Annotated in this window: 27 protein-coding genes; 12 read left to right on the top strand and 15 right to left on the bottom strand. The window is 55.5% G+C overall.

Features of this window, described 5'->3' with window-relative positions; translation table 11 throughout:
* Window positions 1–8: 8 nt before the first annotated feature.
* On the bottom strand, window positions 9–284 hold the full coding sequence (locus RAC90_RS02545) for a DUF333 domain-containing protein (RefSeq protein ID WP_162285770.1): 276 nt from the start codon (window positions 282–284) through the stop codon (window positions 9–11).
* Between the two features lie 183 nt (window positions 285–467).
* On the opposite strand from RAC90_RS02545, the gene RAC90_RS02540 reads away from it, so the two are divergent.
* Together RAC90_RS02540 and ttcA are read left to right on the top strand one after the other, a co-directional pair.
* Window positions 468–1,124, top strand: coding sequence for an MgtC/SapB family protein (locus RAC90_RS02540; RefSeq protein WP_006119272.1), 657 nt, complete (start codon window positions 468–470; stop codon window positions 1,122–1,124).
* Between the two features lie 435 nt (window positions 1,125–1,559).
* Window positions 1,560–2,495, top strand: coding sequence for a tRNA 2-thiocytidine(32) synthetase TtcA (gene ttcA, locus RAC90_RS02535; protein WP_205958494.1), 936 nt, complete (start codon window positions 1,560–1,562; stop codon window positions 2,493–2,495).
* Window positions 2,496–2,549: 54 nt separating this feature from the next.
* On the opposite strand, the gene RAC90_RS02530 is transcribed toward ttcA, so the two are convergent.
* The 3 genes from RAC90_RS02530 to RAC90_RS02520 form a co-directional block, all read right to left on the bottom strand.
* A complete protein-coding gene (locus RAC90_RS02530) occupies window positions 2,550–2,678 on the bottom strand; it encodes a hypothetical protein (RefSeq protein ID WP_255421282.1) in 129 nt (42 codons plus the stop codon).
* A gap of 287 nt (window positions 2,679–2,965) precedes the next feature.
* Window positions 2,966–3,949, bottom strand: coding sequence for a zinc transporter ZntB (gene zntB, locus RAC90_RS02525; RefSeq protein ID WP_006119281.1), 984 nt, complete (start codon window positions 3,947–3,949; stop codon window positions 2,966–2,968).
* 116 nt (window positions 3,950–4,065) lie between these two features.
* Entirely contained in the window at window positions 4,066–5,685 is a 1,620-nt protein-coding gene (locus RAC90_RS02520; RefSeq protein ID WP_375123903.1) for an ABC transporter substrate-binding protein, read from the bottom strand.
* 154 nt (window positions 5,686–5,839) lie between these two features.
* Between RAC90_RS02520 and mpaA the strand changes: the two genes are divergently transcribed.
* The gene (gene mpaA / locus RAC90_RS02515; protein WP_375123902.1) at window positions 5,840–6,547 is read left to right on the top strand and encodes a murein tripeptide amidase MpaA; all 708 of its coding nucleotides are present in this window, start codon (window positions 5,840–5,842) and stop codon (window positions 6,545–6,547) included.
* Here the strand turns inward: mpaA and ycjG are convergent.
* Window positions 6,522–7,505: an L-Ala-D/L-Glu epimerase gene (gene ycjG / locus RAC90_RS02510; protein WP_039340226.1), complete on the bottom strand. Its 984-nt coding sequence runs from the start codon at window positions 7,503–7,505 to the stop codon at window positions 6,522–6,524. The genes mpaA and ycjG overlap by 26 nt on opposite strands.
* 152 nt (window positions 7,506–7,657) lie before the next feature.
* On the opposite strand from ycjG, the gene tpx reads away from it, so the two are divergent.
* Window positions 7,658–8,161, top strand: coding sequence for a thiol peroxidase (gene tpx, locus RAC90_RS02505; protein WP_006119290.1), 504 nt, complete (start codon window positions 7,658–7,660; stop codon window positions 8,159–8,161).
* Between the two features lie 42 nt (window positions 8,162–8,203).
* Here tpx and tyrR read toward each other — a convergent pair whose 3' ends face one another.
* From tyrR to pspA, 7 genes are all read right to left on the bottom strand, one after another.
* Window positions 8,204–9,775: a transcriptional regulator TyrR gene (gene tyrR / locus RAC90_RS02500; protein ID WP_058701845.1), complete on the bottom strand. Its 1,572-nt coding sequence runs from the start codon at window positions 9,773–9,775 to the stop codon at window positions 8,204–8,206.
* Window positions 9,776–10,000: 225 nt separating this feature from the next.
* A complete protein-coding gene (locus RAC90_RS02495) occupies window positions 10,001–11,062 on the bottom strand; it encodes a YcjF family protein (protein WP_205958496.1) in 1,062 nt (353 codons plus the stop codon).
* Window positions 11,059–12,456: a YcjX family protein gene (locus tag RAC90_RS02490; RefSeq protein WP_164481991.1), complete on the bottom strand. Its 1,398-nt coding sequence runs from the start codon at window positions 12,454–12,456 to the stop codon at window positions 11,059–11,061. Before RAC90_RS02490 ends, RAC90_RS02495 begins: the two co-directional genes overlap by 4 nt.
* Window positions 12,437–12,685 carry a phage shock protein PspD gene (gene pspD / locus RAC90_RS02485; protein ID WP_006119296.1) on the bottom strand — a complete coding sequence of 83 codons (249 nt, stop codon included), beginning with the start codon at window positions 12,683–12,685 and terminating at the stop codon, window positions 12,437–12,439. Before pspD ends, RAC90_RS02490 begins: the two co-directional genes overlap by 20 nt.
* 54 nt (window positions 12,686–12,739) lie before the next feature.
* Window positions 12,740–13,090, bottom strand: a complete 351-nt coding sequence (gene pspC / locus RAC90_RS02480; protein WP_375123901.1) for an envelope stress response membrane protein PspC — start codon at window positions 13,088–13,090, stop codon at window positions 12,740–12,742.
* On the bottom strand, window positions 13,087–13,314 hold the full coding sequence (gene pspB, locus RAC90_RS02475; protein WP_006119299.1) for an envelope stress response membrane protein PspB: 228 nt from the start codon (window positions 13,312–13,314) through the stop codon (window positions 13,087–13,089). The genes pspC and pspB overlap by 4 nt, the downstream gene beginning before the upstream one ends.
* 37 nt (window positions 13,315–13,351) lie before the next feature.
* Window positions 13,352–14,017: a phage shock protein PspA gene (pspA, locus tag RAC90_RS02470; protein ID WP_006119300.1), complete on the bottom strand. Its 666-nt coding sequence runs from the start codon at window positions 14,015–14,017 to the stop codon at window positions 13,352–13,354.
* Window positions 14,018–14,180: 163 nt separating this feature from the next.
* Here pspA and pspF point away from each other — a divergent pair, with 163 nt between their 5' ends.
* The 8 genes from pspF (at window position 14,181) to RAC90_RS02430 (ending at window position 23,049) form a co-directional block, all read left to right on the top strand.
* Complete coding sequence (gene pspF / locus RAC90_RS02465) at window positions 14,181–15,194, top strand: phage shock protein operon transcriptional activator (protein ID WP_033741793.1); 1,014 nt, start codon at window positions 14,181–14,183, stop codon at window positions 15,192–15,194.
* Between the two features lie 345 nt (window positions 15,195–15,539).
* Window positions 15,540–17,168, top strand: a complete 1,629-nt coding sequence (sapA, locus tag RAC90_RS02460) for an ABC transporter substrate-binding protein SapA (RefSeq protein WP_375123900.1) — start codon at window positions 15,540–15,542, stop codon at window positions 17,166–17,168.
* Window positions 17,169–18,134, top strand: a complete 966-nt coding sequence (gene sapB / locus RAC90_RS02455; protein WP_039340214.1) for a putrescine export ABC transporter permease SapB — start codon at window positions 17,169–17,171, stop codon at window positions 18,132–18,134. It abuts the gene before it with no gap.
* On the top strand, window positions 18,121–19,011 hold the full coding sequence (gene sapC / locus RAC90_RS02450; RefSeq protein WP_164481992.1) for a putrescine export ABC transporter permease SapC: 891 nt from the start codon (window positions 18,121–18,123) through the stop codon (window positions 19,009–19,011). Before sapB ends, sapC begins: the two co-directional genes overlap by 14 nt.
* On the top strand, window positions 19,011–20,006 hold the full coding sequence (sapD, locus tag RAC90_RS02445) for a putrescine export ABC transporter ATP-binding protein SapD (protein ID WP_006119309.1): 996 nt from the start codon (window positions 19,011–19,013) through the stop codon (window positions 20,004–20,006). Before sapC ends, sapD begins: the two co-directional genes overlap by 1 nt.
* Window position 20,007: 1 nt before the next feature.
* Window positions 20,008–20,811 (top strand): putrescine export ABC transporter ATP-binding protein SapF, encoded by an 804-nt coding sequence (gene sapF / locus RAC90_RS02440; RefSeq protein WP_039340210.1) that lies wholly within the window; start codon window positions 20,008–20,010, stop codon window positions 20,809–20,811.
* A gap of 141 nt (window positions 20,812–20,952) precedes the next feature.
* On the top strand, window positions 20,953–21,741 hold the full coding sequence (gene fabI / locus RAC90_RS02435; RefSeq protein ID WP_006119311.1) for an enoyl-ACP reductase FabI: 789 nt from the start codon (window positions 20,953–20,955) through the stop codon (window positions 21,739–21,741).
* 198 nt (window positions 21,742–21,939) lie between these two features.
* A complete protein-coding gene (locus tag RAC90_RS02430; RefSeq protein WP_375123930.1) occupies window positions 21,940–23,049 on the top strand; it encodes an oxidoreductase in 1,110 nt (369 codons plus the stop codon).
* Here RAC90_RS02430 and RAC90_RS02425 read toward each other — a convergent pair.
* The 3 genes from RAC90_RS02425 to RAC90_RS02415 all read right to left on the bottom strand — a co-directional run bounded on the left by RAC90_RS02425 (window position 23,046) and on the right by RAC90_RS02415 (window position 26,147).
* Window positions 23,046–23,942 carry a LysR family transcriptional regulator gene (locus RAC90_RS02425; protein ID WP_033741802.1) on the bottom strand — a complete coding sequence of 299 codons (897 nt, stop codon included), beginning with the start codon at window positions 23,940–23,942 and terminating at the stop codon, window positions 23,046–23,048. The genes RAC90_RS02430 and RAC90_RS02425 overlap by 4 nt on opposite strands.
* Window positions 23,943–24,195: 253 nt before the next feature.
* Complete coding sequence (locus RAC90_RS02420) at window positions 24,196–24,333, bottom strand: hypothetical protein (protein ID WP_162835482.1); 138 nt, start codon at window positions 24,331–24,333, stop codon at window positions 24,196–24,198.
* 227 nt (window positions 24,334–24,560) lie between these two features.
* Complete coding sequence (locus RAC90_RS02415) at window positions 24,561–26,147, bottom strand: PTS transporter subunit EIIC (RefSeq protein ID WP_375123899.1); 1,587 nt, start codon at window positions 26,145–26,147, stop codon at window positions 24,561–24,563.
* Between the last annotated feature and the right edge of the window lie 2 nt (window positions 26,148–26,149).

The following is a 26,149-nucleotide window of genomic DNA, read 5'->3' as shown; positions in this document are numbered from 1 at the left end:
CTCCGCGTTTAGCGGGCGCAGTTACCGCCGAGCAATGCCTGCTCGCTGCAGCGGCGTCCGTTGACTAACTGACACATGCCGATGCGCGAGCCGTCCAGTTGATTTGAAAACGCCAGCGTTCCCCCTGCATTGGCACAACTGGCCTCCGCCATTGCAGACATAACCACACGTGGCTGAACGTGGGCGGCGGTAGCTTGTTGTGGCGGCTCGTTGTCATCGCTGTTACTGCTGCAGGCAGACAATAACAACGCGGCAGCAGCCAGCAGAAAAGTCGCGGCTTTCATCAATCAGACTCCGGGAAGGTGAGTTAAAGGCTAAGCAAGAATATGTCAGCCCTGACACGCGGTCGAGAGAAGAAATAGCTTTTTACAAAAAATATCCTGACCTATTACAAGCAGAATTATCCTGTTATCACATAGTCACGTGGCGGAATATAGTTTAACCATGATGTCGAGCGGAGAAAAAGAATGTTAATGGATATGCTGATTCGTATCGCGCTGGCGGGCATTCTGGGCGGTCTGATTGGCCTGGAACGTCAGATGCGTGCCAAAGAAGCCGGATTACGTACTCATATTCTGGTCGGGATTGGCAGTGCGATGTTTATGCTGGTGTCTAAATATGGCTTTGCCGACATGTTGATGAAGGATCACGTTGCACTCGATCCCAGCCGCGTCGCGGCACAGGTTGTCAGCGGCATGGGTTTTCTGGGTGCCGGAACGATTCTGATCCAGAAACAGGTGGTTAAAGGCCTGACGACGGCAGCCGGGCTTTGGGTTACCGCCGCAATCGGCCTGGTCATCGGGAGCGGCATGTATGAAATCGGCATTTACGGCACCGTGCTGGCTCTGGTGGTGCTCGAGGTTTTCCGCCGTTTGAGTCATTTACTGATTGGTAAACACCATACGTTAATTGTTTATCTCAAGGCGAAAAGCGTGCCGCTGGTGCTGTTGGTCATGCAACGCGAAGGCATCCGCTATGGCAATATTTCGGTCATTAACCGGGACGAGGAAAGCGGTTTATGTGAATTAAGCGTTCAGGTTACCCTCTCCCGGAAATCCAGCGATGCGCATCTGTATGACAAAATCATGGAAGTAAAGGGCGTGCAGTCGCTGGAGATGATGTAGGACATGGATGCTGCGTTGTGCCGCTTCCGCACGATAAAAGCGTAGATGCACGTTCTTGTCGGGCGGGATAAATCCCACCCGACAGTAGACATATCCTTACCCTCACCATGAGATCTTCATTTCTGCTTTCATTGCGGCTTATTGTCGGCGTGAATAACGCCTTTATCTGACCGTGTTTATTCTCTGCTTTTCATCTTATCTCTCTTGCCAGTGCAGTTGGCAAAAATAAGACGGAAGGCAAAATATCGTGGTCAGTCACCATCAGGTTTATGCTTAACGATAATTGATATTGGAAATTGCACGCGTAATCCGTACCATACGCGGCATACTTTGCCTGCTGACAATCTTCGGCGGGTGATAACCTGTCATAAAAGCAAATCAGGGGGCACGGCAACAGGCTCAAATGTGCCCCTTTGATTATTGAGAAGCGACGTAATGCTGCAAAATCAAGAAATTAACAAGAAAGAACAGTACAACCTCAACAAGCTCCAGAAGCGTTTGCGTCGTCACGTAGGCGAGGCCATTGCCGATTTTAATATGATCGAAGAAGGCGACCGCATCATGGTTTGCCTGTCTGGTGGTAAAGACAGCTATACCATGCTGGAGATCCTGCGTAGCCTGCAGAAGAGCGCGCCGGTGAGTTTCAGTCTGGTGGCAGTCAATCTTGATCAGAAGCAACCCGGCTTTCCGGGGCACATCCTGCCGGAATATCTTGAGGCGCAAGGTGTTGAGTACAAAATTGTCGAGGAAGACACCTACTCTATCGTTAAAGAGAAGATTCCAGAGGGCAAAACCACCTGCTCGCTGTGCTCGCGTCTGCGTCGTGGCATTTTGTACCGCACAGCCACAGAGCTGGGCTGTACCAAAATTGCGCTGGGCCACCATCGCGATGACATCCTGCAAACGCTGTTTTTAAATATGTTCTACGGCGGCAAGATGAAAGGCATGCCACCGAAGCTGATGAGCGATGACGGGAAACACATTGTCATTCGTCCACTGGCCTACTGCCGCGAGAAAGATATCATTCGTTTCTCCGAAGCGCGTCAGTTCCCGATTATCCCGTGTAACCTGTGTGGTTCGCAGCCTAACCTGCAGCGTCAGGTGGTGGCAGATATGCTGCGCGACTGGGATAAACGCTATCCGGGCCGGATTGAAACCATGTTCAGCGCGATGCAGAACGTCGTGCCGTCACACATGGCCGACGTGAATCTGTTTGATTTCAAAGGCATTAAGCACGGGGATGCGGTGGTGGATGGCGGCGATCTCGCTTTCGATCGCGAAACCCTGCCGGTGAATCCGGTTGGCTGGCGCAGCGATGAAGACGATGCACCCGATGTCAGTGAACGCCTTGATGTTTTAGAGATTAAATAACGCTGCTGAATACATTAAAGGTAAAGGGCATGCGCGTAAACGCATGCCCTTTTTTTATACGTTGCGGTGAGGCGGCGGATCCATTATCGGCGGAAACTCCGGATCCGGTGGCGGATCGGGTTGCGGCTGAGGAATGGGGGGCGGATCGGTTGGAATCGGCTCGCTGTTATGTATCGCCTTCATACCGTGCTCCTCTGTAGCGAATGAACATTAAGCTTAGGAAAGATTAGGCCTTTCAGCCAGCAGGTAAAAAAAAGCCGGCAACAAGGCCGGCGTAGGTCGAATCAACTGTATTATGCAGTTATTCAAAAAAAGGAAGTAAGACAATATGGAGCGCAACGCCCATCGCTTGACGTTGCATTCACCTGCGGGAGAGAGTTTGCGTCAGTTGCCTCCGGCAGGTATTGATGTCGATCAGCTTTACTTCTGTTAAGCCCTCTGTCACTAAGGCAATTCACAGGCTTTGTCTGTCAAAGCCAACGCCGCTTACGTAAATACCCCGCCACGCCTAACGCCAGTATGACCAGTAAAATACAGAACACGCTGAAGCCGTAGCGCCATCCGCCGCCGGGAATGCCGCCCAGGTTGACACCAAACAGCCCGGTTAAAAAGGTAGCGGGCAGAAAAATCATCGCCATCAGCGACATCGTATAGGTGCGGCGATTCATGGATTCGGCCATTACCGAGGCGACTTCATCGGCCAGCACGGCCGTTCTGGCTACGCCCGCGTCCAGATCGTCCAGGCCGCGCCCCAGCCGGTCGGCAATCTCCTGCATGCGGCGGCGCTCACTGTCGTCCATCCAGGGCAGTTTCTCACTGGCGAGCCGGGCAAAAACATCACGCTGTGGAGCCATGTAACGGCGCATCACAATCAGCTGTTTGCGCAGCAGACCCAGTTCACCCCGCGGGGGAATGCGTTGGTCCAGTAAGGCATCTTCGAGCTCAATGATTTTGTCATGCAGGTCTTCGATAAATTCGCTGGTGTGACCGGTTAACGCATCGCAGACCTCGACCAGCCAGCTGCCACAGTTGACCGGGCCGTTACCGTTTTCGAGATCGGTCAGCACTTCATCCACGGCAAACACTTTACGTCGCCGGGTGGACACAATGAGCTGATCGTTAATAAACACCCGCATTGCCACTAACTGGTCAGGGCGCGCATCGCTGTTATGGTTCACGCTGCGCAGGACAATCATAAAACCGTCCCCCAACCGGGACACGCGAGGCCGCATGCTTTCACCGGCCAGCGCATCACGCACGGCATCCGGGATCTGAGGCGTGGATTGCAGCCATTCAGCGCTGCGGGGATGGGTATAATTGAGATGCAGCCAGCAGGGATGCTCATCGTGCAGCACCTGGGTTTCATCAATCGGTATCATGCCGCCCTTTCCATCCAACTGGCAGGAAATGATGGCATCTGTTACCTGAAGCGATTTTCCTTTCACACCGTCCACACCGTTACCCCGCTATCAAAATCAATACGATACAGTCTAGCGTGGCGGTGTTGAGTTGCAATCCTGAGCCTGTGTACAAAGATGTCAGAAGGCGGCCCAAGGCAGGCCGCCTTAGATCAGTGTTTCTCAATCCACAGTTCACGGCTGTAGGCGACGTCTTCCGGGTTGGTGATCGGATAGCCTTTCACCCACGGCTTGATCAGGCGACCATTGGTGTACTGGTAAATGGGCGCGATGGGGGCCTGTTCCGCAATGATTTGTTCGGCCCGGTTGTAATCTGCATTGCGGGCCTGGTCACTGGTTTCCATGCTCGCCTTAGCGATCACGGCATCATATTCGGCATTTTTGAAGCGCGGGATATTACTGCTGTTGCCGGATGTCAACAGAGTTAAAAAGGTCGACGGCTCATTGTAGTCCCCCACCCAGGAGGCGCGGATGACGTCAAAGCGTCCAGAGTTACGGCTGTCGATATAGGTTTTCCACTCCTGATTTTCCAGCTTCACGTCCACGCCAAGATTCTTCTTCCACATGGATGCAACCGCAATGGCAATCTTCTGGTGGCTTTCAGACGTATTATACAGCAGCGTCAGCTTCAGGGGTTTCGCCGGCCCGTATCCTGCCGCCGCCAGCAACGCTCTGGCCTGCGCGTCCATCTCTTGTTGATTATGCTGTTGCTGCAAGGCAGGCAGCGGTTTAAATCCGGCGGTCACATCTGGTGTAAAGTGCCAGGCCGGTTTTTCACCCGTGCCCAAGACTTTGTCCGCGATAACCTGGCGATCGATACTCCATGACAGCGCTTTGCGAACGCGCGCATCGGCCGTAGGGCCCTGCTGCGTATTAAACGCGTAATAGTAGGTTCCGAGTTGATCCGGCGTATAAACCTGCCCCGGCAGCGTCTTTTTCAGCAGGGCATACATGTTTTTAGGAAACGATTCGGTAATGTCCACATCGCCCGCGCGGTAGCGCTTGGTGGCGCTGGATTCTTCGTTGATGGGCAAAAAGGTCACTTTAGTTAACACGGAGTGCGCGTTATCCCAGTAGCGTGGATTACGCACCAGTACGATTTTTTCGTTAACCACTCGGCTGTCAAGTTGGTAAGCGCCGTTTCCGACCAGCTTGCCGGGCTGTGTCCACTGATCGCCCTCTTTCTCAATCACGCGTTGCGGGACGGGATAGAAAGCCACATTAGACACCATGGCCGGAAACCAGGGCACCGGGCGCGAGAGCGTCACTTTCAGGCGGTGTTTATCCAGCGCGGTGACGCCCAGTTTGTCCGGTGTTGTCGTCCCTTTAGTGATAGCGTCCGCCTCACTTAAACCACTGAGCGCGACAAAAGAGGCCTGAGACGAACTGGTTTTAGGATCCACTACGCGCTGCCAGCTGTAGACAAAATCCTGTGCAGTGACGGGCTCGCCATCAGACCAGCGTGCATTATTGCGCAGGGTGAAAATCCAGACTTTGTTATCACTGCTGCTCCAGCTTTGTGCCACGCCCGGCACAATTTTCCCGTGAGCATCCTGGCTGGTGAGCCCTTCGTAGAGATCGCGCATCACCTGGATTTCGGGCAGTCCCACGGCTTTAGCCGGGTCAAATGACGCAGGCTCATCTTTGATGTGACGGACAATCTCTTGTTTTGCGGCGAGCTGCGCGCCTGCGGGCACCTCTGCGGCAAAAACGGGTAAGGTGGCGCTAAGCAGACTCAGGGCGGTTAGCGTTGGAGAAAAGCGAATAATCATGTTCACCCCTTTACGATAAAGAAGTGCTGCATCAGCGTCTCACTGAGTCAGCCTGTTACCGGCCACTTTATCGCAAATTGCTGATTGATAAATAGCTATTTTCCCCCGGCGGCTTTTCCGCTACTTTTAAGGAAACCCTCTGGAGAATGTCACTATGCCGTCAATGCATCCCCGCTCACAGCGCGGAAAACTGGCTATTTCCTGGCAGCAATACGGGCGTTCCGTTCTGGGTGCCCCGCTGCTCTGGTTTCCCGCCAATCAGACTGACATCAACAGTGGACTGATTCTGGCTGGCACGCACGGTGATGAAAACGCCGCGATTGCGGCCATTTCTGCGGCGCTGCGCACCCTACCTGACGGCCTGCGCCGTCATCACGTTGTTCTGGCGGTCAATCCCGACGGCTGCCAGCTGGGGCTGCGGGCGAATGCTAATGGCGTTGACCTGAACCGTAACTTCCCGGCGGCCAACTGGCAGTCAGGTGAAACGGTGTACCGCTGGAACAGCGCGGCAGACGCGCGGGATGTGACGCTTTCGACAGGGGCACATCCCGCCTCAGAGCCGGAAACCCAGGCGTTATGCAGCCTGATTCATCAGCTAAAACCGGCCTGGGTGGTTTCCTGGCATGAGCCGCTGGCCTGTATCGACGATCCGCATCACGCCGAGGTCGGTGCCTGGCTGGCCGCGCAGACGAGTTTGCCGCGCGTCAGCAGCGTGGGCTATGCCACGCCCGGCTCCTTTGGCAGTTGGTGTCACGACCTGAGTCTGCCGTGCGTGACCGCAGAGATGCCCGTCATTGCGGTAGATGAGGCGACGGAAACGTGGCTGGAGGTGATGGTTAATCTGCTGCGCTGGCAGCCGTGATTAATGCTCCGTTCTGTACCTTCAGGGCGGGCTCGACATCGACAGCCAGCCAGGTGGCACCATCCAAATCGGCAAAGCGCACCATAGGTACCAGCGGCAAGGCGGCGCGAATCGCCCGGGACGTACAGATCATGCAGCCCAACATCAGCGTAAAGCCCTGATCGCGCGCAGCCTGTGCCAGCGCCAGCGCTTCCGTCAGCCCACCGGCTTTATCAAGTTTGATATTCACCATGTCGTAGCGCCCATGCAGCGCGGGCAGGCTTTCCCGCGTGTGGCAACTTTCATCGGCACAGATGGGTAAAGGGTGAATAAAATTTGCCAGCGCCTCGTCTTCTCCAGCCGGTAACGGCTGTTCCAGCATAGCGATTTCCAGATCGGCTAACAGCTGGCAGCGTGCCGCCAGCCCTTCGGCGTGCCATGACTCATTCGCATCCACGATTAACGTGGCGTCGGGCACCGCCGCACGGATCGCCATCAGGCGCTCGGTGATAAAGTTGTTGTCCATTTTAATTTTGAGCAGCGTTGCACCATGCTGCCACAGTGCCTGGGCACTGCTGGCCATCGCCTCTGGTGTATCAATGCTGACCGTTTGTGCGGTGACCACTGACGCGATCGGTGCAATGCCGACGACCTGTTCCAGCGTGCGGTGCTGCTGCCGGGCGGCCAGATCCCACAGCGCGCAGTCAATGGCATTTCGGGCGGCCCCTGCGGGCAACAGCGTTTGCAGTGCCTCGCGGGTCAGGCCCTGCTGAAGCTGGGGCATCACCGTCGCGATGTGCTCCAGCACCAGCGCTTCGCTTTCGCCATAGCGCGTATAGGGCGTGGCTTCTCCCGTGCCTTTTACTCCGTTTTCTTCAATTTCCACCACCACGACTTTGGCTTCAGTGCGGCTGCCGCGCGCGATGACAAACGGCGTATGCAACGGCCAGGCTTCGGGATAACATTTTACCGTCCTCATTAGCGCTCCTTGTTGTCAGCGATTCATCACTGTCATTTAAATTCAGGCAACAATTACACTCGTAAACCCTTAAAATTTATGTCATAAACAAAGGCTATATCTGTACTGATGCCCTATTTTTTTGTCAGATAACATCATTAGAAGGAATTCGTATGTCTCAGACTGTTCACTTTCAGGGCAACCCGGTAGCGGTTGCTGGCCAGTTTCCGCAGCCCGGCGATAGCGCTAAACCTTTTACGCTGGTGGCCAAAAACCTCGCGAATGTCTCACTCTCTGAGTATGCAGGAAAACGCAAGATTCTGAATATTTTTCCCAGCGTCGATACTGGCGTGTGTGCGTCTTCGGTACGTAAATTTAACCAACTGGCGGGCGAACTGAATAATACCGTGGTGTTATGCATTTCAGCCGATCTGCCGTTTGCTCAGTCGCGCTTCTGCGGCGCAGATAACCTGAATAACGTGGTCACGCTGTCCACGCTGCGCGGTGGCGAGTTCAAACAGGATTACGGGGTGGAAATTGCTGACGGTGCCCTGCAGGGCCTGACCGCGCGTGCCGTCATCGTGCTGGATGAGCATGACAACGTGCTTTACAGCCAGCTGGTGAATGAGATCACCACCGAGCCGGATTATGATGCCGCGCTTGCCGCACTGAAATAAGACGGGACACAGCGGATAAGCGCCCGCTTATCCGCTGTGTTGTTATTCGCCGTCGCTGTCCCCGCGTTTCTGCCCTAACCCATATTCCCGCAACTTATTGGCAATCGCCGTGTGCGAAACGCCAAGCCGTTTTGCCAGTTTTCGCGTACTGGGATAAGAAAGATACAAACGCGTGAGGATGGAACGTTCAAAGCGACGGGTAATCTGATCCAGCGTCCCTTCCATCGCCTCTTCTCCCAGCGACACATCAAGCGCCTGTTCCGGCAGTACGATGTCCTGAGGGCGCAATTCGTGGCCTTCGAGCTGGGTCAGCGCCCGATACAGCGCGTTTTTCAACTGACGCACATTGCCCGGCCAGTTGTAACGCACCAGAAACGCGTTGAGCTGCGAAGAAAGGCGTGGTCGGGGAATCCCCTGTTCATCGGCAAAACGCGCCACAAACATTTCCGTCAGCGGCATGATGTCCTGCACACGCTCGCGCAGCGGCGGCAGGTTAAGCGTCAGGACGTTAAGGCGATAGAACAAGTCTTCCCGGAACTCGCCACGCTGCACCAGTTCGAATAAATTCTTCTGCGTGGCGCAAATGACGCGCACGTTGACATGCACTTCATGCTCTTCCCCGACGCGACGGAAGGTGCCGTCATTCAGGAAGCGCAGCAGCTTGGTCTGCATCGTGGGCGACATTTCGCCAATTTCATCCAACAGCACCGAGCCGCCATTGGCCTGTTCGAAAAAGCCCTTTTTGCCTTCCAGCGCATTGGGATACGCGCCCGCCGCGTGACCAAACAGCTCACTTTCCGCTACATCATCGGGAAGTGAAGCGCAGTTAAGTGCCAGAAACGGCATTTTTCCACGCGCACTGCGTAAATGGCAGGCACGGGCCAGCATATCTTTACCGGTGCCGGTATCACCAATAATCAGTAATGGCGCATCATGCATTGCCAGTTTACGTGCCTGCTCCACCACCTGACGCATTTTGGGCGTCACGGCGACGATATGATCGAACTCCGTTTCGTCCGTCACCACCAGGTTTTGTAACTGGCGCCCCATCCTCGCGGTGGACTTCAGCATTACCATCGCACCTACCAGCTGATCCTGCTGTTCGCTGTCGGCAGACAGATAGATGGGATGGGCTTCCATCAGAAAATCGCGCCCTTCAATGACCACATGCTGCGCCTGCGCCTGGACACGTTCGCTTTCCAGCCAGCGGCCAAAATTAAAACCGTTGATCAGGTGGTCGGCATTCACATTGCGGATCTTGTTCTCATCCAGATTAAACAGGTTTTGCGCGGCCGGGTTGGCCAGTTCTACCTTGCTTCTGAGATCAACAGAAAAAACCGGCTCGGGCATGGCAACCAGCAAGGCGCTCAGTACCCGATGCTCACGCTCTGAAGGCATATAGGGCACCGTGCGAACATCCGTTACGCCCGGCGTGCGACGGATTTCTGCCATCAGGTTACTAAACTGCTCAAACTCAAGCGTGGAGAAATTAAGATAGATGCGGCCTGATGAGGCCACTTCGATGCCGCGAAGATCGATTCCGCGCGCCACCAAAAGATCCAGTAATTCGCGCGCCAGGCCGATTCGGTCCTGACAAAACACTTCTAAACGCATTGCGTGGGCCTTATCCGTTTATTATCCGGCGATAATACGCTAAACCCCTACGCCGCAGAAAGGGGGCTGTCAGGAAAAGTTGACAGCCTTGATGCAAGCGCGTTTTTTTTAAACGGCAGGCTGTGGCGATGGCGGGAGAGCCCTGACAGTGACATTCGCTCAACGTTGTCAGGAGATAAAGCACAGAAGGCACAGCATCTGCACTCACGTTTCAGTGCACAACCGTTACTGGCGTTTCTCTCCGCCCTTCTGCAGCGCTTCTTTTATCTGGCCTATCAATTCACGACGGTAGTCGCCCAGGCGGGGTTTGTCGTTTTCCAGCCAGGGTAACGGCCGACACAGCTCCATAGCTTTAATGCCAAGACGTGCGGTCAGCAGGCCTGCGCCAATGCCCTGCGCGGCACGGGCGGACAGGCGCGCCGCGATATCCTGCGACATCCAGTCCATGCCCACTTCACGCACCAGCTCAGACGCGCCGGCAAATGCCATATTCAGCAGCACCAACCGGAACAGGCGCAGTCGGCTAAAGTAGCCCAGTTCAATACCGTAAATAGCGGCAATACGGTTGACCAGCCTGATATTGCGCCAGGCAATAAAGGCCATATCGACCAGCGCCAGCGGACTCACCGCAATCATCAGGGCGGATTCTGCGGCATGACGACTGATTTCCCGCCGGGCCTGGCGATCGAGCACCGGCTGCACCAGTTGGGCATACAACCGCACGGTTTCACCGTCATTATGGGTTTCATGGAGCGAAGCATGCCAGCGTTGTAACGCAGGATGCGCCTGATCGAGTTCGGCCTGGCGAGCCAGTTTTTCGCAGAAATCTCGCCCTTTACCCACGCTGTGGCTGTTAAGCAGTTCCCGACCCAGATCGCGCTCTTCTGCACGCTGACGCAGCTGATACAGTCGTCGCCACTCGCCGGTTAACGCGCCGACACCCGCGGCCACGATCAGTCCCCCGGCCATCCCGCTGCCCAGCGCAAACCAGTCATGCGCCAGCCAGGCGTTGTGGATCCACTGCACGCCCTGCGCCACGATGCTGATCCCAAACAGGCCCAGCCCGGCACCGACCATGTTGCGCCACAAACTGCGTTTGGGTTTCAGGGCCGCTTCGACGGCGCGCTCCCCTGCGCTTTCCTCTTCCACCGCCGTCTCGCTTTCTGCAACGGCTAAAAACGCGTTCCGGGCTTCCGCGTCGAAGGTTTGCGCCGGACGCAACACGTCATTCGGCTTGTCGTTCAGCGGCGTTGCAAAATCAATACGCGGCTTTAACGGATCGCTCATCGCAATTTATCTCCCAGTAAAAACTCCAGTGCCGCATCCATGCGGATATGCGGCAGAGGACGATCGATATCCAGTTGCTGTGGGCGAAACTGCTCAAACTGAAAACCCTGTTGTTGCCAGAACGCCGCCCCCGGCAGGCGCGGGGGAACTTCACCCGGATAGACCGTCAGTGCCTCGCCATCCGCTAAGCGGTGCCCGCGCAACGCGGGGATTTTTTCACCCTGATGATCAACCTGTCCACTCTGGGTCGCCTGTACCGAAGCCAGACCAGTACAGTCCATGCTGATACCTTCAAATGCGGCATTTTGCCAGGCATCCTGCACCAGTTGCTGTAACAGGGACACCATATTGCCGTGCTGGTCGTGGGTAATGTGATCGGCTTTGGTGGCGGCGAACAGCAGCTTATCGATCACCGGCGAAAAGAGACGGCGAAACAGCGTGCGCTGACCGTAGTGAAAACTCTGCATAAGCTGCGTAAGGGCTAACCGCATATCGTTAAAGGCCTGCGGGCCGCTGTTGAGCGGTTGCAGGCAGTCCACCAGCACAATCTGGCGGTCAAAGCGTACGAAATGGTTTTTATAGAATCCTTTAACTACATGCTGGCAGTAGTAATGAAACCGCTGTTGCAGCATGGCGAAATTGCTGCCTTTGTCCGCCTGCGCCAGTTTCGCCGCCTGGGCATCGTCAGCAGTAGGACACGGAAAAAACTGGAGTGCGGGCGCGCCCGCCATATCGCCGGGCAGCACGAAGCGGCCTGGCTGGATAAAGTGTAATCCTTCGGCTTTGCAGCGATGCAGGTAGTCAGTCCAGGCCTCGGCAATGTCGGCTAAACGGTTCTCGTCAGCCGGTGCCAGCGGATCGAGGCGCTGACACAGGTCGCGCCAGGGTTGCGCCCACAGGGCGCGATCGCCCTGCAACAAGCCGTTCATCTGGCGTGACCAGGTCAGGTAATCCTGTGCCAGCATCGGCAGATCAAGCAACCATTCGCCGGGGTAATCAACGATTTCAAGATAGAGCGTGGCGGTCTCTTTCAGATGACGCAGCAGCGAGTCATGCGGACGGTAACGTAACGCCAGGCGCATTTCGCTGACGCCACGCGTGGGCGTGGGCCAGGCAGGCGGTGAACCGTAAAGCTGCGCCAGCCCTTCGTCATAGGTGAAACGGGCCGTGCCCATGTCACGTTGCGGCACGCGTTTCACCCCTAACAGGCGTTCATCACGCACAACGGAAAACAGCGGCAAACGAGCGCCGCTGTGGACAGAAAGAAGTTGGTTGACCAGCGAGGTGATAAAAGCTGTTTTACCACTGCGGCTGAGACCGGTGACCGCCAGGCGAAGGTGGCGGTCGACGCCGCGATTCATTAATGCTATCAGTTCAGTTTGCAGTCTTTTCATCGTTTTCCCTGATGAAGCGCGACGCTACCCGGTTCATCACGCGTTTCAATAGCGGCTCAAGCGCCAGGCCAAGCAAAATGCGCAGTGGACGGCGCGCGACCGATTTGACGGCCCAGCCGGTCACGCCGGCAGGCCCGTAAGTAACAGCATTGATAATGATGAATCTGGCGGCTGACTTCAATGCAGGTGTGGCACGATGGCGAAACGTTGCTGCGCGCGAAACGGTCATGAATACCTCCCGGTCATCAGCAGACGGGCCGGTCTGGCCCGTAGCAGACGATAATTAAATCTGACGGAAACGACTGCGCACACTAAACGTTTCAGAGGTGACGTAACGTTCTATATCGCGAACATTACGCTCATCCTGTTGCAGTGCGGTTTCCAGTTGGTCAAGCAGTTCGCTGGCTGTGGGCTGAGCTTCACCGTTGTCGACGCCAGCAGGTTTTACGTCCAGCACAAAACCCAGCGCAAAGTAGGCAATCACGGTAAACACAAACAGCCCAAATAACAGCGATAACACCACAATGATACGCAGCAGCCGCACCGGCACATCCAGATACTCAGCCAGCCCGGCACAGACGCCCATCAGCTTTCCTTCGTCAGGCTTACGCCATAATTTACGGCCTCTTATCATGGCTGCCTCCAGTTAGGATGTTCTGCATCCAGGATCGCTTCTAACGCATCAATGCGTTCGCGCATGCGCTGAGCATCCCGGGTCACCTGTTGCAGACGCTGCATCTGACTCTGTGACAGCTCCGCTCCGCCGCTGCGCTTGTTACTGTAGTGTAACCACAGCCAGACGGGGGCCACGAACAGCACAAATATTGTAAGAGGTATCGCCAAAAATAGTGCGCTCATTGACTCTCCTTAATCCTTTCCTACTGTCAGCGGCGGTTTATTCGCTGCGGTTCATTTTGGCTTTCAGCGCATTCAGTTGCTGACTGATTTCGTCATCGGCTTTCAGCTCAGTAAACTGCTGATCCAGGGTTTTAGGTTTACCAAAACCGTGGCTCTCCGCTTCCGCTTCCATATGATCGATTCGGCGTTCAAACGATTCGAAACGCGCCATGGCTTCATCAATTTTACCACTGTCCAGCTGACGGCGGACATCACGGGATGACGAGGCGGCCTGATGGCGCAGCGTCAACGCCTGCTGGCGCGCGCGGGTTTCGCTCAGTTTTTTCTCCAGCTCAGCAATCTCACCTTTCATGCGCGTCAGCGTTTCGTCAACCTGTTCGACTTCGCGTTTGAGCGAGGCGATCAGATCGGTCAGCTTCTGTTTTTCGATAAGCGCAGAACGGGCCAGATCTTCTTTATCTTTGCGAATCGCCAGTTCTGCTTTTTCCTGCCATTCAGCCTGCTGCAGCTCAGCCTGCTCGATACGGCGTGACAGCTGTTTCTTTTCGGCCAGCGCGCGGGCTGACGTCGAACGCACCTCGACCAGCGTATCTTCCATCTCCTGAATCATCAGGCGCACCAGTTTCTGCGGATCCTCTGCGCGTTCCAGCAGTGAATTGATGTTGGCATTAACGATGTCAGCGAAACGAGAAAAAATACCCATAATGATGCTCCTCTTGATGGTCATAGTTTTAGCTTGTTGGCGAGGACTAATTCAAGATGCGTGCCAATTTTTATCTTATTGATTTTAATTACGATAATAAGCTGGCAGTTTTTTTTGCCTGACCTAATATAGTTAAATTGATTAATCAGTGGCGAAATTCATCATGTCTGTGAACAACGACAATTTGCTGGGCGAATCAAATAACTTTCTGGAAGTGCTGGAGCAGGTGTCAAAGCTCGCGCCGCTGGAGAAGCCTGTGCTGGTGGTGGGCGAACGCGGGACAGGTAAAGAGCTGATTGCCAGCCGTCTGCACTACCTTTCTGACCGCTGGCAGGGCCCTTTTGTCTCTCTTAACTGTGCGGCGCTGAACGAGAATCTGCTTGATTCTGAGCTTTTTGGCCATGAGGCAGGTGCCTTTACCGGTGCGCAAAAACGTCATCTGGGCCGCTTTGAGCGCGCGGATGGTGGCACCTTGTTTCTTGATGAACTGGCGACAGCCCCCATGCTGGTTCAGGAAAAACTGTTGCGGGTAATTGAATACGGCCAACTGGAACGCGTGGGCGGAAACCACGTTTTTCAGGTTAATGTGCGCCTGATCTGCGCCACCAATGAAGATTTACCCGCGCTGGCCGAAGCCGGTAAGTTTCGGGCCGATCTGCTGGATCGCCTGGCCTTTGATGTGGTGCAGTTGCCGCCGCTTCGGGAGCGCCGCAGCGACATTCTGGTCATGGCTGACCATTTTGCCATACAGATGTGTCGGGAGCTCAAACTGCCGTTGTTTCCCGGCTTTACGCCCCGCGCACAGCAAACCTTGCTTGAGCATCACTGGCCGGGCAACGTGCGCGAGCTGAAAAACGTGGTCGAACGATCCGTCTATCGCCATAACACCAGCGATACCGCGCTGGATGAAATCATCATTAACCCGTTTGCCCGCCGCAGTGAAGCCGCAGACAGGGCCGCCCCCTTGCCTGCTACCGAGTCGCCAACCGCCCTGCCTTCACTTCCGCTTGATCTGCGCCAGTGGCAGAACCAGCAGGAACGTGACGTGGTGGAAATCAGCCTGCAACAGGCAAAGTATAATCAGCGCCGGGCGGCCAGCTTACTGGGCGTCACCTATCATCAACTCCGTGCCATCATGAAAAAACACGGTATTCAGGCGCGCGACGGACAACATTAGCGGGCTTTTATATACGTACAGAAGCTGACAACGTGCCGGGGCATGCTGTAATGCAATCAGGCGGGTAAAAAAAGGGCCCGCCGAAGCGGGCAACTGGAAGCAATGTGAGCAATGTCGTGCTCTTCTTCGGTAGAGCCCCGTCGAAGTGCAACTGAATAATAATCATTCCTGTTTGCATCTGTAAAGTGTTATTGAGAATTTTTCTCATCTCCATACCAACGCTGCGCCTTTTTGCGCGGATCGTTTACACCTGCTGTACCAATCGTCGGCAATCGATGACGCAGAGTTGGGACCACGCGCGCTTTGCGATACACTTTGCCCAATGCCCGAGAATCGTTGAGTTCTATGTTAAAACTAATGCCTTCGCTGTTGCTGAGTCTCAGCGTGTTGAGCGCACCTGTGTGGTCCGCGCCCGCACCTGCCACGGATATTCGTCAAAGCGGCTTTGTCTATTGCGTCAACGGGACGCTAAACACGTTTAACCCGCAGATGGCCAGTAGTGGTTTAACGGTGGACACACTGGCGGCGCAGCTCTATGACCGCCTGCTTGATGTCGATCCTTATACCTATCGTTTACAGGCTGACCTGGCCGACAGCTGGGATGTACGTGATAACGGCGCGACCTATCGCTTTCACTTGCGTCACGGTGTGCAGTTTCAGCACACCTCAAACTTTACGCCTACCCGCACGTTGAATGCCGACGATGTGGTCTTTAGCTTTGCGCGCATGTTTGACCGTAAACATCCCTGGCATGACGTTAATGGCGGCTATTATCCCTATTTCGACAGCCTGCAGTTCGCTGACGCCGTGCAGAGCGTGAAAAAGATCGATAACTATACGGTCGAAATTCGCCTGAACAGCCCTGATGCGTCGTTTCTCTGGCACATGGCAACCCACTATGCGCCCATCCTCTCGAAGGAATACGCAGACAGCCTGGACAAAACAGGTCATCAGGAAACGCTGGATCGGTTACCTGTGGGCACCGGCCCGTTTCAGCTGAGTGAATACCGCAGTGGGCAATATATTCGCCTGGCCCGCAATCCCTACTACTGGAAAGGCGTACCGCGCCTGCAACAGGTGGTGATTGATCTTGGCGCGGGCGGCACCGGCCGGTTATCGAAACTGCTGACCGGTGAGTGCGATGTGCTGGCCTATCCTGCCGCCAGCCAGATTTCCATTCTGCGCGACGATCCCCGGCTGCGTATGACATTGCGGCCCGGTATGAACATCGCCTATCTGGCCTTCAACACGCGAAAACCCCCGCTCGACAGACCGAAAGTGCGTCACGCGCTGGCGCTGGCCATTAATAATGAACGCCTGATGGAGTCGATTTATTACGGCACGGCAGAAACTGCGGCCTCGATTTTGCCGCGTGCCTCCTGGGCTTACGATACGGATGCCAGCATCACCGCCTACGATCCGAAAAAGGCCAGGGCTGCGCTGGAAGCGGCGGGCGTGACCGATCTTCACCTGCGTCTGGTGGTGCCTGCCGCCTCGCAGTCCTGGAACCCCGCGCCGCTGAAAACGGCAGAACTGATTCAGGCCGATCTGGCACAAATTGGCGTTAACGTCACTATCGTGCCGGTTGAAGGCCGTTTTCAGGAAGCACAGTTGATGGCGATGAACCACGACCTGACCCTGGCAGGCTGGGCAACCGACAGTAACGATCCTGACAGTTTCTTTCGTCCCCTGCTGAGCTGCGCGGCGATTGCCTCACAGACCAACTATGCGCACTGGTGCTCGCCTGCGTTTGACAGCACGCTGAAAAATGCTCTGCTGTCGCAACAGCTGTCCGGACGCATTGAGAGCTATGATAAAGCTCAGCAAATTTTAGCTCAGGAACTGCCCGTCCTGCCGCTGGCTTCATCCTTGCGCCTGCAAGCCTACCGGCATGATATTAGAGGCCTGGTACTGAGTCCGTTTGGTAACGCTTCCTTTGCTGGCGTTTATCGTGATGAGCGGGAGGATCGATAAGTGATCATTTATATTTTGCGTCGGCTGGTGTTACTGGTGATTACGCTGTTTTTTCTCTCGCTGGTGAGTTTCAGCCTGAGCTACTTCACACCGAATGCCCCGCTCGAAGGCGCCTCACTGTTCGATGCCTGGTGGTTTTGGTTTAAAGGCATGCTGCAACTGGATTTTGGCGTATCCAGCACCAATGGTCAGGAAATTGGCCTGCAACTGCGCGAGGTCTTTCCGGCCACCATGGAGCTGTGCCTGATGGCCTTTACGCTTGCCTTAATCGTCGGCATTCCGCTGGGGATTTGTGCGGGTGCCCTGCGTCATAAATGGCAGGACAAAGTTATCAGCGCATTTGCCTTGCTGGGTTTTTCGATCCCCGTCTTCTGGCTCGCCCTGCTGTTTACCCTGTTTTTCTCGTTAACGCTGGGCTGGTTGCCGGTTTCCGGTCGCTATGATCTGCTCTATCCGGTCCAGAACATAACCGGTTTTGCTTTAATCGATGCCTGGCTCAGCCCCTCACCGTGGCGGCATGAAATGATGATCAGCGTGCTGATGCACCTGATTTTACCGGTGACCGTGCTGGCGATGGCCCCGACCACTGAGATTGTGCGTTTACTGCGCATCAGCACCAGCGATGTCGTCGATAAAAACTATGTTAAAGCTGCGGCGACCCGCGGGCTCTCGCGCTTTACCGTTATTCGCCGTCATGTGCTGCATAACGCCCTTCCGCCTGTCATTCCGCGCCTGGGTTTACAGTTCTCCAGCATGTTAACGCTGGCGATGATTACGGAGATGGTTTTTAACTGGCCTGGCCTGGGGCGCTGGCTGATTAACGCCATCCGTCAGCAGGACTATGCGGCCATCTCAGCAGGCGTAATGGTGACCGGTGGACTGGTTATTGTGGTGAATGTGCTCGCTGACATCGTTGGCGCGGCGCTGAATCCGCTGAAACATAAGGAATGGTATGCCGTCCGATAACATCTACGCCGAAAAACGCCTGCCCAGTGCGTTTCGCCAGAGCTGGCACCATTTTTATGGCGATATGCCGGCGATGATTGGCCTGTACGGCTTTGGCGCGCTGCTGCTACTGTGTCTGTTCGGCCATTTTCTGGCCCCTTACAACATCGACCAGCAATTTCTGGGTTATCAACTGCTACCGCCCTCCTGGTCGCGCTACGGTGAGGTTTCCTTTTTTCTCGGGACGGACGATCTGGGGCGTGATTTACTGAGCCGCCTGCTGAACGGCGTGGCCCCCACGGTTGGATCGGCCATTCTCGTCACGCTGTTTGCCACCTTCTGGGCGCTGGTACTGGGGATTGTGGCGGGCATGACGCACGGTGTGCGTTCTGCGGTGCTGAATCATGTCCTGGATACGCTGCTGTCCATTCCCTCACTCTTGCTGGCCATTATCGTAGTGGCGTTTCTGGGGCCGCGCCTGGAGCACGCATTACTGGCCGTGTGGCTGGCGCTGATGCCGCGCCTGGTGCGCGAAATCTACAGCGCCGTTCATGACGAACTGGAAAAAGAGTATGTGATTGCGGCTCGCCTGGATGGTGCGACCAGCATCAATATTTTGTGGCACGCCATTTTGCCTAACGTTTTGCCTATGCTGATCAGTGAAATTACGCGCGCGCTGTCGATGGCTATTCTCGATATCGCCGCACTGGGTTTTCTTGACCTCGGCGCGCAGTTGCCCTCGCCTGAGTGGGGCGCGATGCTGGGTGATTCGCTGGAGCTGGTGTATGTTGCGCCCTGGACTGTCATGCTTCCCGGTGCCGCGCTGATGGTCAGCGTGTTAATGGTTAATCTGCTCGGTGACGGCATTCGTCGGGCCGTCGAGGCAGGAGTGGAATAATGCCGTTACTGGATATTCGTAATCTGACGATTGAATTTATGACCGCTGACGGGCCGGTCAAAGCGGTAGACCGCATCAATTTATCACTGACTGAAGGCGAAATTCGCGGTCTGGTGGGTGAGTCGGGCTCGGGCAAAAGCCTGGTTGCCAAGGCGATTTGTGGCGTGACCAACGACAACTGGCGCGTCACCGCAGACCGTATGGTCTTTGATGACGTGGATTTGCTGCGTTTGTCGCCGCGTGAGCGTCGCCGCATCGTAGGTCACAATGTGTCGATGATTTTCCAGGAACCGCAGTCCTGTCTTGATCCCTCGGAAAGTGTCGGCCGTCAGTTGATGCAGGCGATTCCGCGCTGGACGTACAAAGGACCGTGGATGAAGCGCTTTTGGTTCTGGCGAAAAAACCGCGCCATTGAGCTGCTGCACCGCGTCGGTATTAAAGATCACAAAGACATCATGCGCAGCTTTCCCTACGAACTCACCGAGGGCGAGTGTCAGAAAGTGATGATTGCCATCGCACTGGCGAATCAGCCGCGCCTGCTGATTGCCGACGAGCCGACCAACGCTATGGAGCCGACGACGCAGGCGCAGATCTTTCGCCTGTTGAGCCGTCTGAATCAGAACAACAACACCACGATTCTGCTGATCAGCCATGACCTGCGTACCCTGAGTCACTGGGCTGACAGGATCAACGTTATGTACTGCGGACAAACCGTGGAAACGGCGCAGAGTGAAGACCTGATGACCACGCCGCACCATCCGTATACCCAGGCGCTGATTCGTGCGATGCCAGACTTTGGCCGACCGCTTCCTCACAAGAGCCGCCTGAATACCTTATCCGGAGCGATTCCATCGCTCGAAAGCCTGCCCATTGGCTGCCGTCTTGGACCGCGCTGCCCGTATGCACAGCGTAAATGTGTGGAAACGCCACGGCTGACGGGCTCCCGTTCGCATCTCTATGCCTGCCATTTTCCGCTCAACGTGGAGGGCCAATAGCATGGAAACGCTACTGGAAGTGCGCAATCTGAGCAAAACGTTTCGTTATCGCACCGGTCTGTTTCGCCGTCAGCATGTCGAGGCGGTGAAGTCCGTAAGCTTCACGCTGCGGGAGAAGCAGACGCTGGCGATCATCGGCGAAAATGGCTCCGGCAAATCAACGCTGGCAAAAATGCTCAGCGGCACCGTTGCCCCAACGGAGGGGGAAATCATTATTGACGATCATGCGCTGAGCTTTGGGGATTATGGCTACCGTAGCCAGCGCATCCGTATGATTTTCCAGGATCCTTCTACGTCGCTTAATCCCCGGCAGCGCGTCAGTCAGATTCTGGAGCTGCCGCTGCGCCTGAATACCGATCTTGACGCCGAGGCGCGCGAGAAACGGATCATTGGCACGCTGCGTCAGGTGGGATTACTGCGCGACCATGCCGGTTATTATCCGCATATGCTGGCACCAGGCCAAAAACAGCGTCTGGGCCTGGCGCGGGCATTAATTCTGCAACCCAAAGTGATTATTGCTGATGAAGCGCTAGCCTCACTGGATATGACCATGCGCTCACAGTTGGTCAACCTGATGCTGGAGCTGCAGGAAAAACACGGCATCGCCTACATCTACGTGACGCAACATTTAGGGATGATGAAGCATATCAGCGACAAAGTGTTGGTCATGCATCAAGGCGAAGTCGTGGAACGCGGCGGGACGGCCGACGTGCTGGCTTCTCCGCTGCATGATCTGACCAAACGTCTGATCAACAGCCATTTCGGCGAAGCGTTAACGGCCGAAGCGTGGCGACGCGAGCGTTGATTTTTCGGGGTTTTGTGGAAAACTGTGCGCAGTTTTCCTGATTTAAGGCAGACGTGCTAGAATCCGCACGTCGATTAACGTCGGTCGTCTATTATTTAAACAACGCGACCGCCAACTACCATGACCATAAGGATTACAGCTATGGGTTTTCTTTCCGGTAAGCGCATTCTGATTACTGGTGTTGCCAGTAAACTTTCCATCGCCTACGGTATTGCACAGGCGATGCACAAACAGGGCGCAGAACTGGCTTTCACCTACCAAAACGACAAACTGAAAGGTCGTGTGGAAGAGTTCGCCAAAGATTTGGGTTCTGACATCGTACTGCCATGTGATGTTGCAGAAGATGAAAGCATCCAGTCCCTGTTCGCTGAGCTGGCAAAAACCTGGCCGAAATTTGACGGTTTCGTTCACTCAATTGGTTTTGCCCCAGGCGACCAGCTGGATGGCGATTACGTGAATGCCGTAACCCGCGAAGGTTTCAAAATTGCGCACGACATCAGTGCCTACAGCTTTGTTGCCATGGCAAAAGAGTGCCGTGCGATGCTGAACCCCAACTCAGCGCTGCTGACGCTGTCCTACCTGGGTGCAGAGCGCGCTATCCCTAACTACAACGTAATGGGCCTGGCAAAAGCGTCTCTGGAAGCAAACGTACGTTACATGGCCAATGCCATGGGACCAGAAGGCGTGCGTGTGAACGCCGTTTCTGCCGGTCCAATCCGTACGCTGGCGGCTTCAGGCATCAAAGATTTCCGTAAGATGCTGGCTCACTGTGAAGCGGTAACCCCGATTCGCCGTACCGTGACCATCGAAGACGTGGGTAACTCTGCGGCCTTCCTGTGTTCCGATCTGGCGGGTGGTATCACCGGCGAGATCGTTCACGTCGACGGCGGTTTCAGCATCGCCGCGATGAACGAACTGGAACTGAAATAAGTTTCCTCATGGGCGAGCGCTGCTCGCCCTGTCCTTCCCCGCCTGCGCCCTCGTTATTCCTTATTGCTATTAATTATCACCGATCGGTCTTTTGCCGTGCCCTGCCCGTGGGCGAGGATAAGTCAGCCCTGCGGCCTGCGACCGGTTCACTGACTCTGTCCCGCATGTGCCGCATCAGATTTTGCAAAAGGACTGATGATGCAACAACGCCGCTATACTGGCCAGGATCACTGGTTTTACGAGAGCCAGACCTGTCCGCGTACCGTTCCGGCTGCCCCGCTTTTTCCTGAAGCAGCGCATATCGACGATCGGTTCTTGTTGGGGTTAGCGCAGGAAACCTCTTCTGTTCAGCCGTTATTGCAGGCCGGACAACCCGCCATTCAGATTGCTCATGAGATTGTTGACCTGCTGTTTCCCGACCAGGTTGACGTTACGCTGACCCATACGCTGACGCTTTACGATCGGTTAAGCAGCGCGCTGACCGTGGCGCAGGTTACGGGCATTCAGCGGCTCTGCAATCACTACTCTGCAAGACTCAATCCTCTGCCTGGCCCTGACTCGTCGCGCGAGAGCAATAACCGCCTGACACAAATTACCCAGTACGCCCGACTGCTGGCCATGCAACCCACTCTGATTACTGCCGACAGTGTGCGCGCCCTTCACGCCGCAGGTCTGAGCGAAGCCGATATTGTCACGCTTAATCAGTTGGTCGGCTTTGTCTGTTACCAGGCACGCGTGATCGCCGGTATTCATGCTCTGCTGAACATGCCGGTACGCTGGATACCCGGCATGTCACCTGCACCGGATGCGCCAGCCACCGATGCCCCCGGCGTCTGGCAGCCAGTCCTGAAACCGCTTGAGCCCCGCTATGCCAGCGAGGCGCAGCATAAGGCTGTGGCGCAATGCCAGACATCGTCTGCGCCAGAGGACGCCCTCTGGTTGCTGGCGCACGCACCGGCGTTATTAGAGCATTGGTACAAGTTGAATCATCAGGAGGAGACGGTCTTCACCGTCGGGGTTGAGGCTACAGCGGCCAGCCTGCTGGGAAATCGCTGGCGTCCACCGTCGTTAACGCCCTGTAGCGGCCAGGCTGGCGCCTTTGATAATGCGAACCTGACCGATGCTGACCGGGCGGTCAGCGCGTTAACCGCCCTGCTGACCCGCCAGCCAGAACGTTTTTGCGCCGCCGATCTCCAGCCATTGCAAGAATCCGGCTGGTCCGTTGCCGATCAGTTCGCGCTTATCCAGGCCATCGCGCGGGCAAACTGGAACAGCCGTTTATTTTATGCCTGTGGTGAGGCGCGCTAAAGATCCAGATGACTGCGCGCTTCGTCATAGAAGTGCTGTGCCAGCGGCGTTGCCCGACCCGGTTCAGCGACCACCAGGGCCGCCTGGCGCGCCATCTTTGGCATTATGACAGGTCGCTGTTCCAGTCCGTGTAAAGACGCGGGCAGCAGATGACCGCGTGGCGAAACCAGTACGCCCAACCCGACCTGCGTACACTGCAGCAGTTGCATAATGGAGGCGCTTTCTACCACCACGCGCGGCATCAGCGACATCTCCCGCAGCGCCATATCCAGATAGCGACGAAAATAGCGCGTGGGTTCAGCCAGACACAGCGGCTGACGGGCCAGCGTTGGCAGATCCAGGCTTTCAACCTCGCCTAAGTGCTGAAAATGTCCGGGATGAAACACCGCTTCAACGCCACGGTCCGCCAGCAACGCGGCCTGAAAATGCAGTTCACGCAGCGTCGCCATTTCAAAAAAACCAATCCCGACATCGACCGTATGACTGTTCAGCGCCTCCAGCAGCTGGTCGGCGCTCAGGACGGCAATACGGTAATCGAGTTGTGGATAGCGCACCTGAACCGCTTTGAGCAGCTGGGCCAGCGACACGCTGCACTGCGGTACCACACCCAGCCGCAATGTGCCGTTAACGCCGTGTTTCAGTGACTCGACTTCCAGCTTCAGCCCCTGATAAACGGAGACGATTTCCCGCGCCCAGGCCAGCACCCGATCCCCTTCTGGCGTGAATCCGGCAAAGTTATTGCTGCGGTTGATCAGGGATAACCCCAGTTCGCGTTCCAGATTTTTTAACCGCATTGATAAGGTAGGCTGGCTGACAAAACTCGCCTCAGCGGCACGGCCAAAATGGCGTTCGCGTTCGAGGTTGCAGAGGTAGATGAGTTGCTTGATGTCGATTTTTTGTGCCCGCCATAACGTCGCTCAGTTGAACGTCTATTATGTGCCGAGGGCGCAACAGAATGCCAGTCAGCGTGCGTTCAGGATTCCGCTACAGGCAGAGTGCAGTAATACAGCCCGAGTGTCCGGCTGACAGGAGATACTTTTGGGGGCGAGACGAAAGGCGTAATGGGCGCGCAACAGGCCGGACTCTTTCAGGTCAGGCTGGCAGAATTATTATTTTTTATGGTGTTTTCCCTGGTGTTGCCCGTTGTTACTTCGTTGGATAAGGCCAGGCGTGATCAATGCCCGTTGACGACAGTACGCCCGTCGCCAGTAAATAGATCACGACAAGTGTGAAAACAACAATTGCCGATATTTCAACGACTTTAACTAACCTGTTTTTCGCCATAAATAACCCCCTGTTAATTGCGTGTATTGCACTTTCCACCTCTTACCATAGAGTGTTACCGGTAAAATTCAAGCACAGATCACAAAATGAAACATAAAGCATTGCTTATATTTTTGTGTTAATCGTGAACGTGAGGGGAACGGATAAAAACGGAGCTTAGAACGGAACGGAATGCTGTAATATGTCAGACAGGGAGGGCGCACCTGCTGCGCCCAGTGAGGCCGCCGTCAGCCGACGCCAAGCATCGATTTCACTTCCTGCGCAATCTTTTCGACCTGAGGACCGTAAATCACCTGAACATCCTGCTCACTGACGCGATTCACGCCATTCGCGCCCGTACTCATCAGGGTGTGATCCACCACCTCTTTCATATCTTTTACCCGCACCCGTAAGCGCGTAAAGCAGCAATCGATGTCCTCTATATTGGCAGCCCCACCCAATCCACTGATAATGACCTGAGTGCGTTCACTGCCATCAACGACCTGCGGTTTTTCCTCCTCGGTTTCCCGTCCCGGTGTTTCGACATTCATGCGGGTAATGACAAAACGGAACCCGTAGTAATAGATCGGTGCGTAGATCACGCCAAGCACCAGCGTCCACCACCAGTGGGTTTTACTGCCACCCAGCACACCGAAGACCACCAGGTCGATAATGCCGCCCTGCACGTTGCCAATCATCAGATGCAGCATTGACATCAACATAAATGAAAGGCCGGTCAAAAACGCATGCAACACATAGAGCACGGGCGACACAAAAATAAAGCAGAACTCCAGAGGTTCGGTGATCCCGGTGGTAAAGGAGGTCAGCGCGCCGGCCAGCACCAGCGCTTTCACGCGTTGTTTATGCTCCGGACGTACGGTGTGATAGATCCCCAGTGCTGCAGCAGGCAGCCCAAACATCATCACCGGTATTTTTCCCTGCGCCAGGAACTGGGTAGCCGTTCGCAGCGTGGCATCCGGGATGAGGCCAGGATGTGTCAGCGAGGCATTGAAAATATTCAATGCGCCGACAATGGTCTGTCCGTCCACAACCGCCATACCGCCAATCGGCGTAAAGCGGACCGTTTCATTGAGAATGTGGTGCAGCCCGGTGGGAATCAGCAGGCGTTCAGCCGCCCCCAGCAGAAATGCACCGTACTGACCACTGTGGCCAATCATCTGTCCCACCCAGGCGATGCCCTCTCCGAGGGTTGGCCAGATCAGCGCCAGCAATACACCCACCAGCGGCAGAACCACGACGGTGACAATGGGCACAAAACGTCGGCCGCCAAAGAAGCTGATCGCTGTAGGAAGTTGCTGCGTATAAAAACGATTGTGCAACATTACGGTGAGCAGGCCGGCCACCACGCCGCCCAGCACGCTCATGTTGTAGGTAAAAATCCCCAGCATCTGGATATATTCCGCCGAGGTCATCATGGCGGTCGTTTGATCCAGTCCCGCCTGTTGCAGCGCCTGAGGCGTCGTGGTGGCCGCCGTTATGCCTTTTGCGGCCAGCGTCGCATTAATCCCCACGTTCATGGCGATATAGCCAATCACCGCCGCAAAGGCGGCGGTCGGTTTCTCGGCTTTTGCCAGACCAATCGCACTGGCGACGGCAAAGAACAGGGGCAGATTGGCAAACAGCGCTCCTGCGACTTTGCGAATAAAACCGATAATGAGCTGGGCCACCTGCATTTGCGCAAAGGCTTCCCCCGTCACTGCGGGGTTCTGCATGGCCGCGGCCAGCCCCAGAAAAATACCGGCTGCCGCGATCACCGAAATGGGCATCATCAACGCCTTGCCAAATGCATGAATCTGGCTGGTCAGGTGTTTCATGG

The organism is Pantoea sp. CS_6 (assembly GCF_041954745.1).
In the GTDB taxonomy this organism is placed as follows: Bacteria; Pseudomonadota; Gammaproteobacteria; order Enterobacterales; family Enterobacteriaceae; genus Pantoea; species Pantoea stewartii.
This window is presented reverse-complemented; position numbering and strand designations above follow the sequence as displayed.

Bases quoted from the DNA above. Each gene is read 5' to 3' on its own strand.
- RAC90_RS02545 (WP_162285770.1), bottom strand. From the start codon at position 284: ATGAAAGCCGCGACTTTTCTGCTGGCTGCTGCCGCGTTGTTATTGTCT.
- RAC90_RS02540 (WP_006119272.1), top strand. From the start codon at position 468: ATGTTAATGGATATGCTGATTCGTATCGCGCTGGCGGGCATTCTGGGC.
- ttcA (WP_205958494.1), top strand. From the start codon at position 1,560: ATGCTGCAAAATCAAGAAATTAACAAGAAAGAACAGTACAACCTCAAC.
- RAC90_RS02530 (WP_255421282.1), bottom strand. From the start codon at position 2,678: ATGAAGGCGATACATAACAGCGAGCCGATTCCAACCGATCCGCCCCCC.
- RAC90_RS02520 (WP_375123903.1), bottom strand. From the start codon at position 5,685: ATGATTATTCGCTTTTCTCCAACGCTAACCGCCCTGAGTCTGCTTAGC.
- mpaA (WP_375123902.1), top strand. From the start codon at position 5,840: ATGCCGTCAATGCATCCCCGCTCACAGCGCGGAAAACTGGCTATTTCC.
- ycjG (WP_039340226.1), bottom strand. From the start codon at position 7,505: ATGAGGACGGTAAAATGTTATCCCGAAGCCTGGCCGTTGCATACGCCG.
- tpx (WP_006119290.1), top strand. From the start codon at position 7,658: ATGTCTCAGACTGTTCACTTTCAGGGCAACCCGGTAGCGGTTGCTGGC.
- tyrR (WP_058701845.1), bottom strand. From the start codon at position 9,775: ATGCGTTTAGAAGTGTTTTGTCAGGACCGAATCGGCCTGGCGCGCGAA.
- RAC90_RS02495 (WP_205958496.1), bottom strand. From the start codon at position 11,062: ATGAGCGATCCGTTAAAGCCGCGTATTGATTTTGCAACGCCGCTGAAC.
- RAC90_RS02490 (WP_164481991.1), bottom strand. From the start codon at position 12,456: ATGAAAAGACTGCAAACTGAACTGATAGCATTAATGAATCGCGGCGTC.
- pspD (WP_006119296.1), bottom strand. From the start codon at position 12,685: ATGACCGTTTCGCGCGCAGCAACGTTTCGCCATCGTGCCACACCTGCA.
- pspC (WP_375123901.1), bottom strand. From the start codon at position 13,090: ATGATAAGAGGCCGTAAATTATGGCGTAAGCCTGACGAAGGAAAGCTG.
- pspB (WP_006119299.1), bottom strand. From the start codon at position 13,314: ATGAGCGCACTATTTTTGGCGATACCTCTTACAATATTTGTGCTGTTC.
- pspA (WP_006119300.1), bottom strand. From the start codon at position 14,017: ATGGGTATTTTTTCTCGTTTCGCTGACATCGTTAATGCCAACATCAAT.
- pspF (WP_033741793.1), top strand. From the start codon at position 14,181: ATGTCTGTGAACAACGACAATTTGCTGGGCGAATCAAATAACTTTCTG.
- sapA (WP_375123900.1), top strand. From the start codon at position 15,540: ATGTTAAAACTAATGCCTTCGCTGTTGCTGAGTCTCAGCGTGTTGAGC.
- sapC (WP_164481992.1), top strand. From the start codon at position 18,121: ATGCCGTCCGATAACATCTACGCCGAAAAACGCCTGCCCAGTGCGTTT.
- sapD (WP_006119309.1), top strand. From the start codon at position 19,011: ATGCCGTTACTGGATATTCGTAATCTGACGATTGAATTTATGACCGCT.
- sapF (WP_039340210.1), top strand. From the start codon at position 20,008: ATGGAAACGCTACTGGAAGTGCGCAATCTGAGCAAAACGTTTCGTTAT.
- fabI (WP_006119311.1), top strand. From the start codon at position 20,953: ATGGGTTTTCTTTCCGGTAAGCGCATTCTGATTACTGGTGTTGCCAGT.
- RAC90_RS02430 (WP_375123930.1), top strand. From the start codon at position 21,940: ATGCAACAACGCCGCTATACTGGCCAGGATCACTGGTTTTACGAGAGC.
- RAC90_RS02420 (WP_162835482.1), bottom strand. From the start codon at position 24,333: ATGGCGAAAAACAGGTTAGTTAAAGTCGTTGAAATATCGGCAATTGTT.
- RAC90_RS02415 (WP_375123899.1), bottom strand. From the start codon at position 26,147: ATGAAACACCTGACCAGCCAGATTCATGCATTTGGCAAGGCGTTGATG.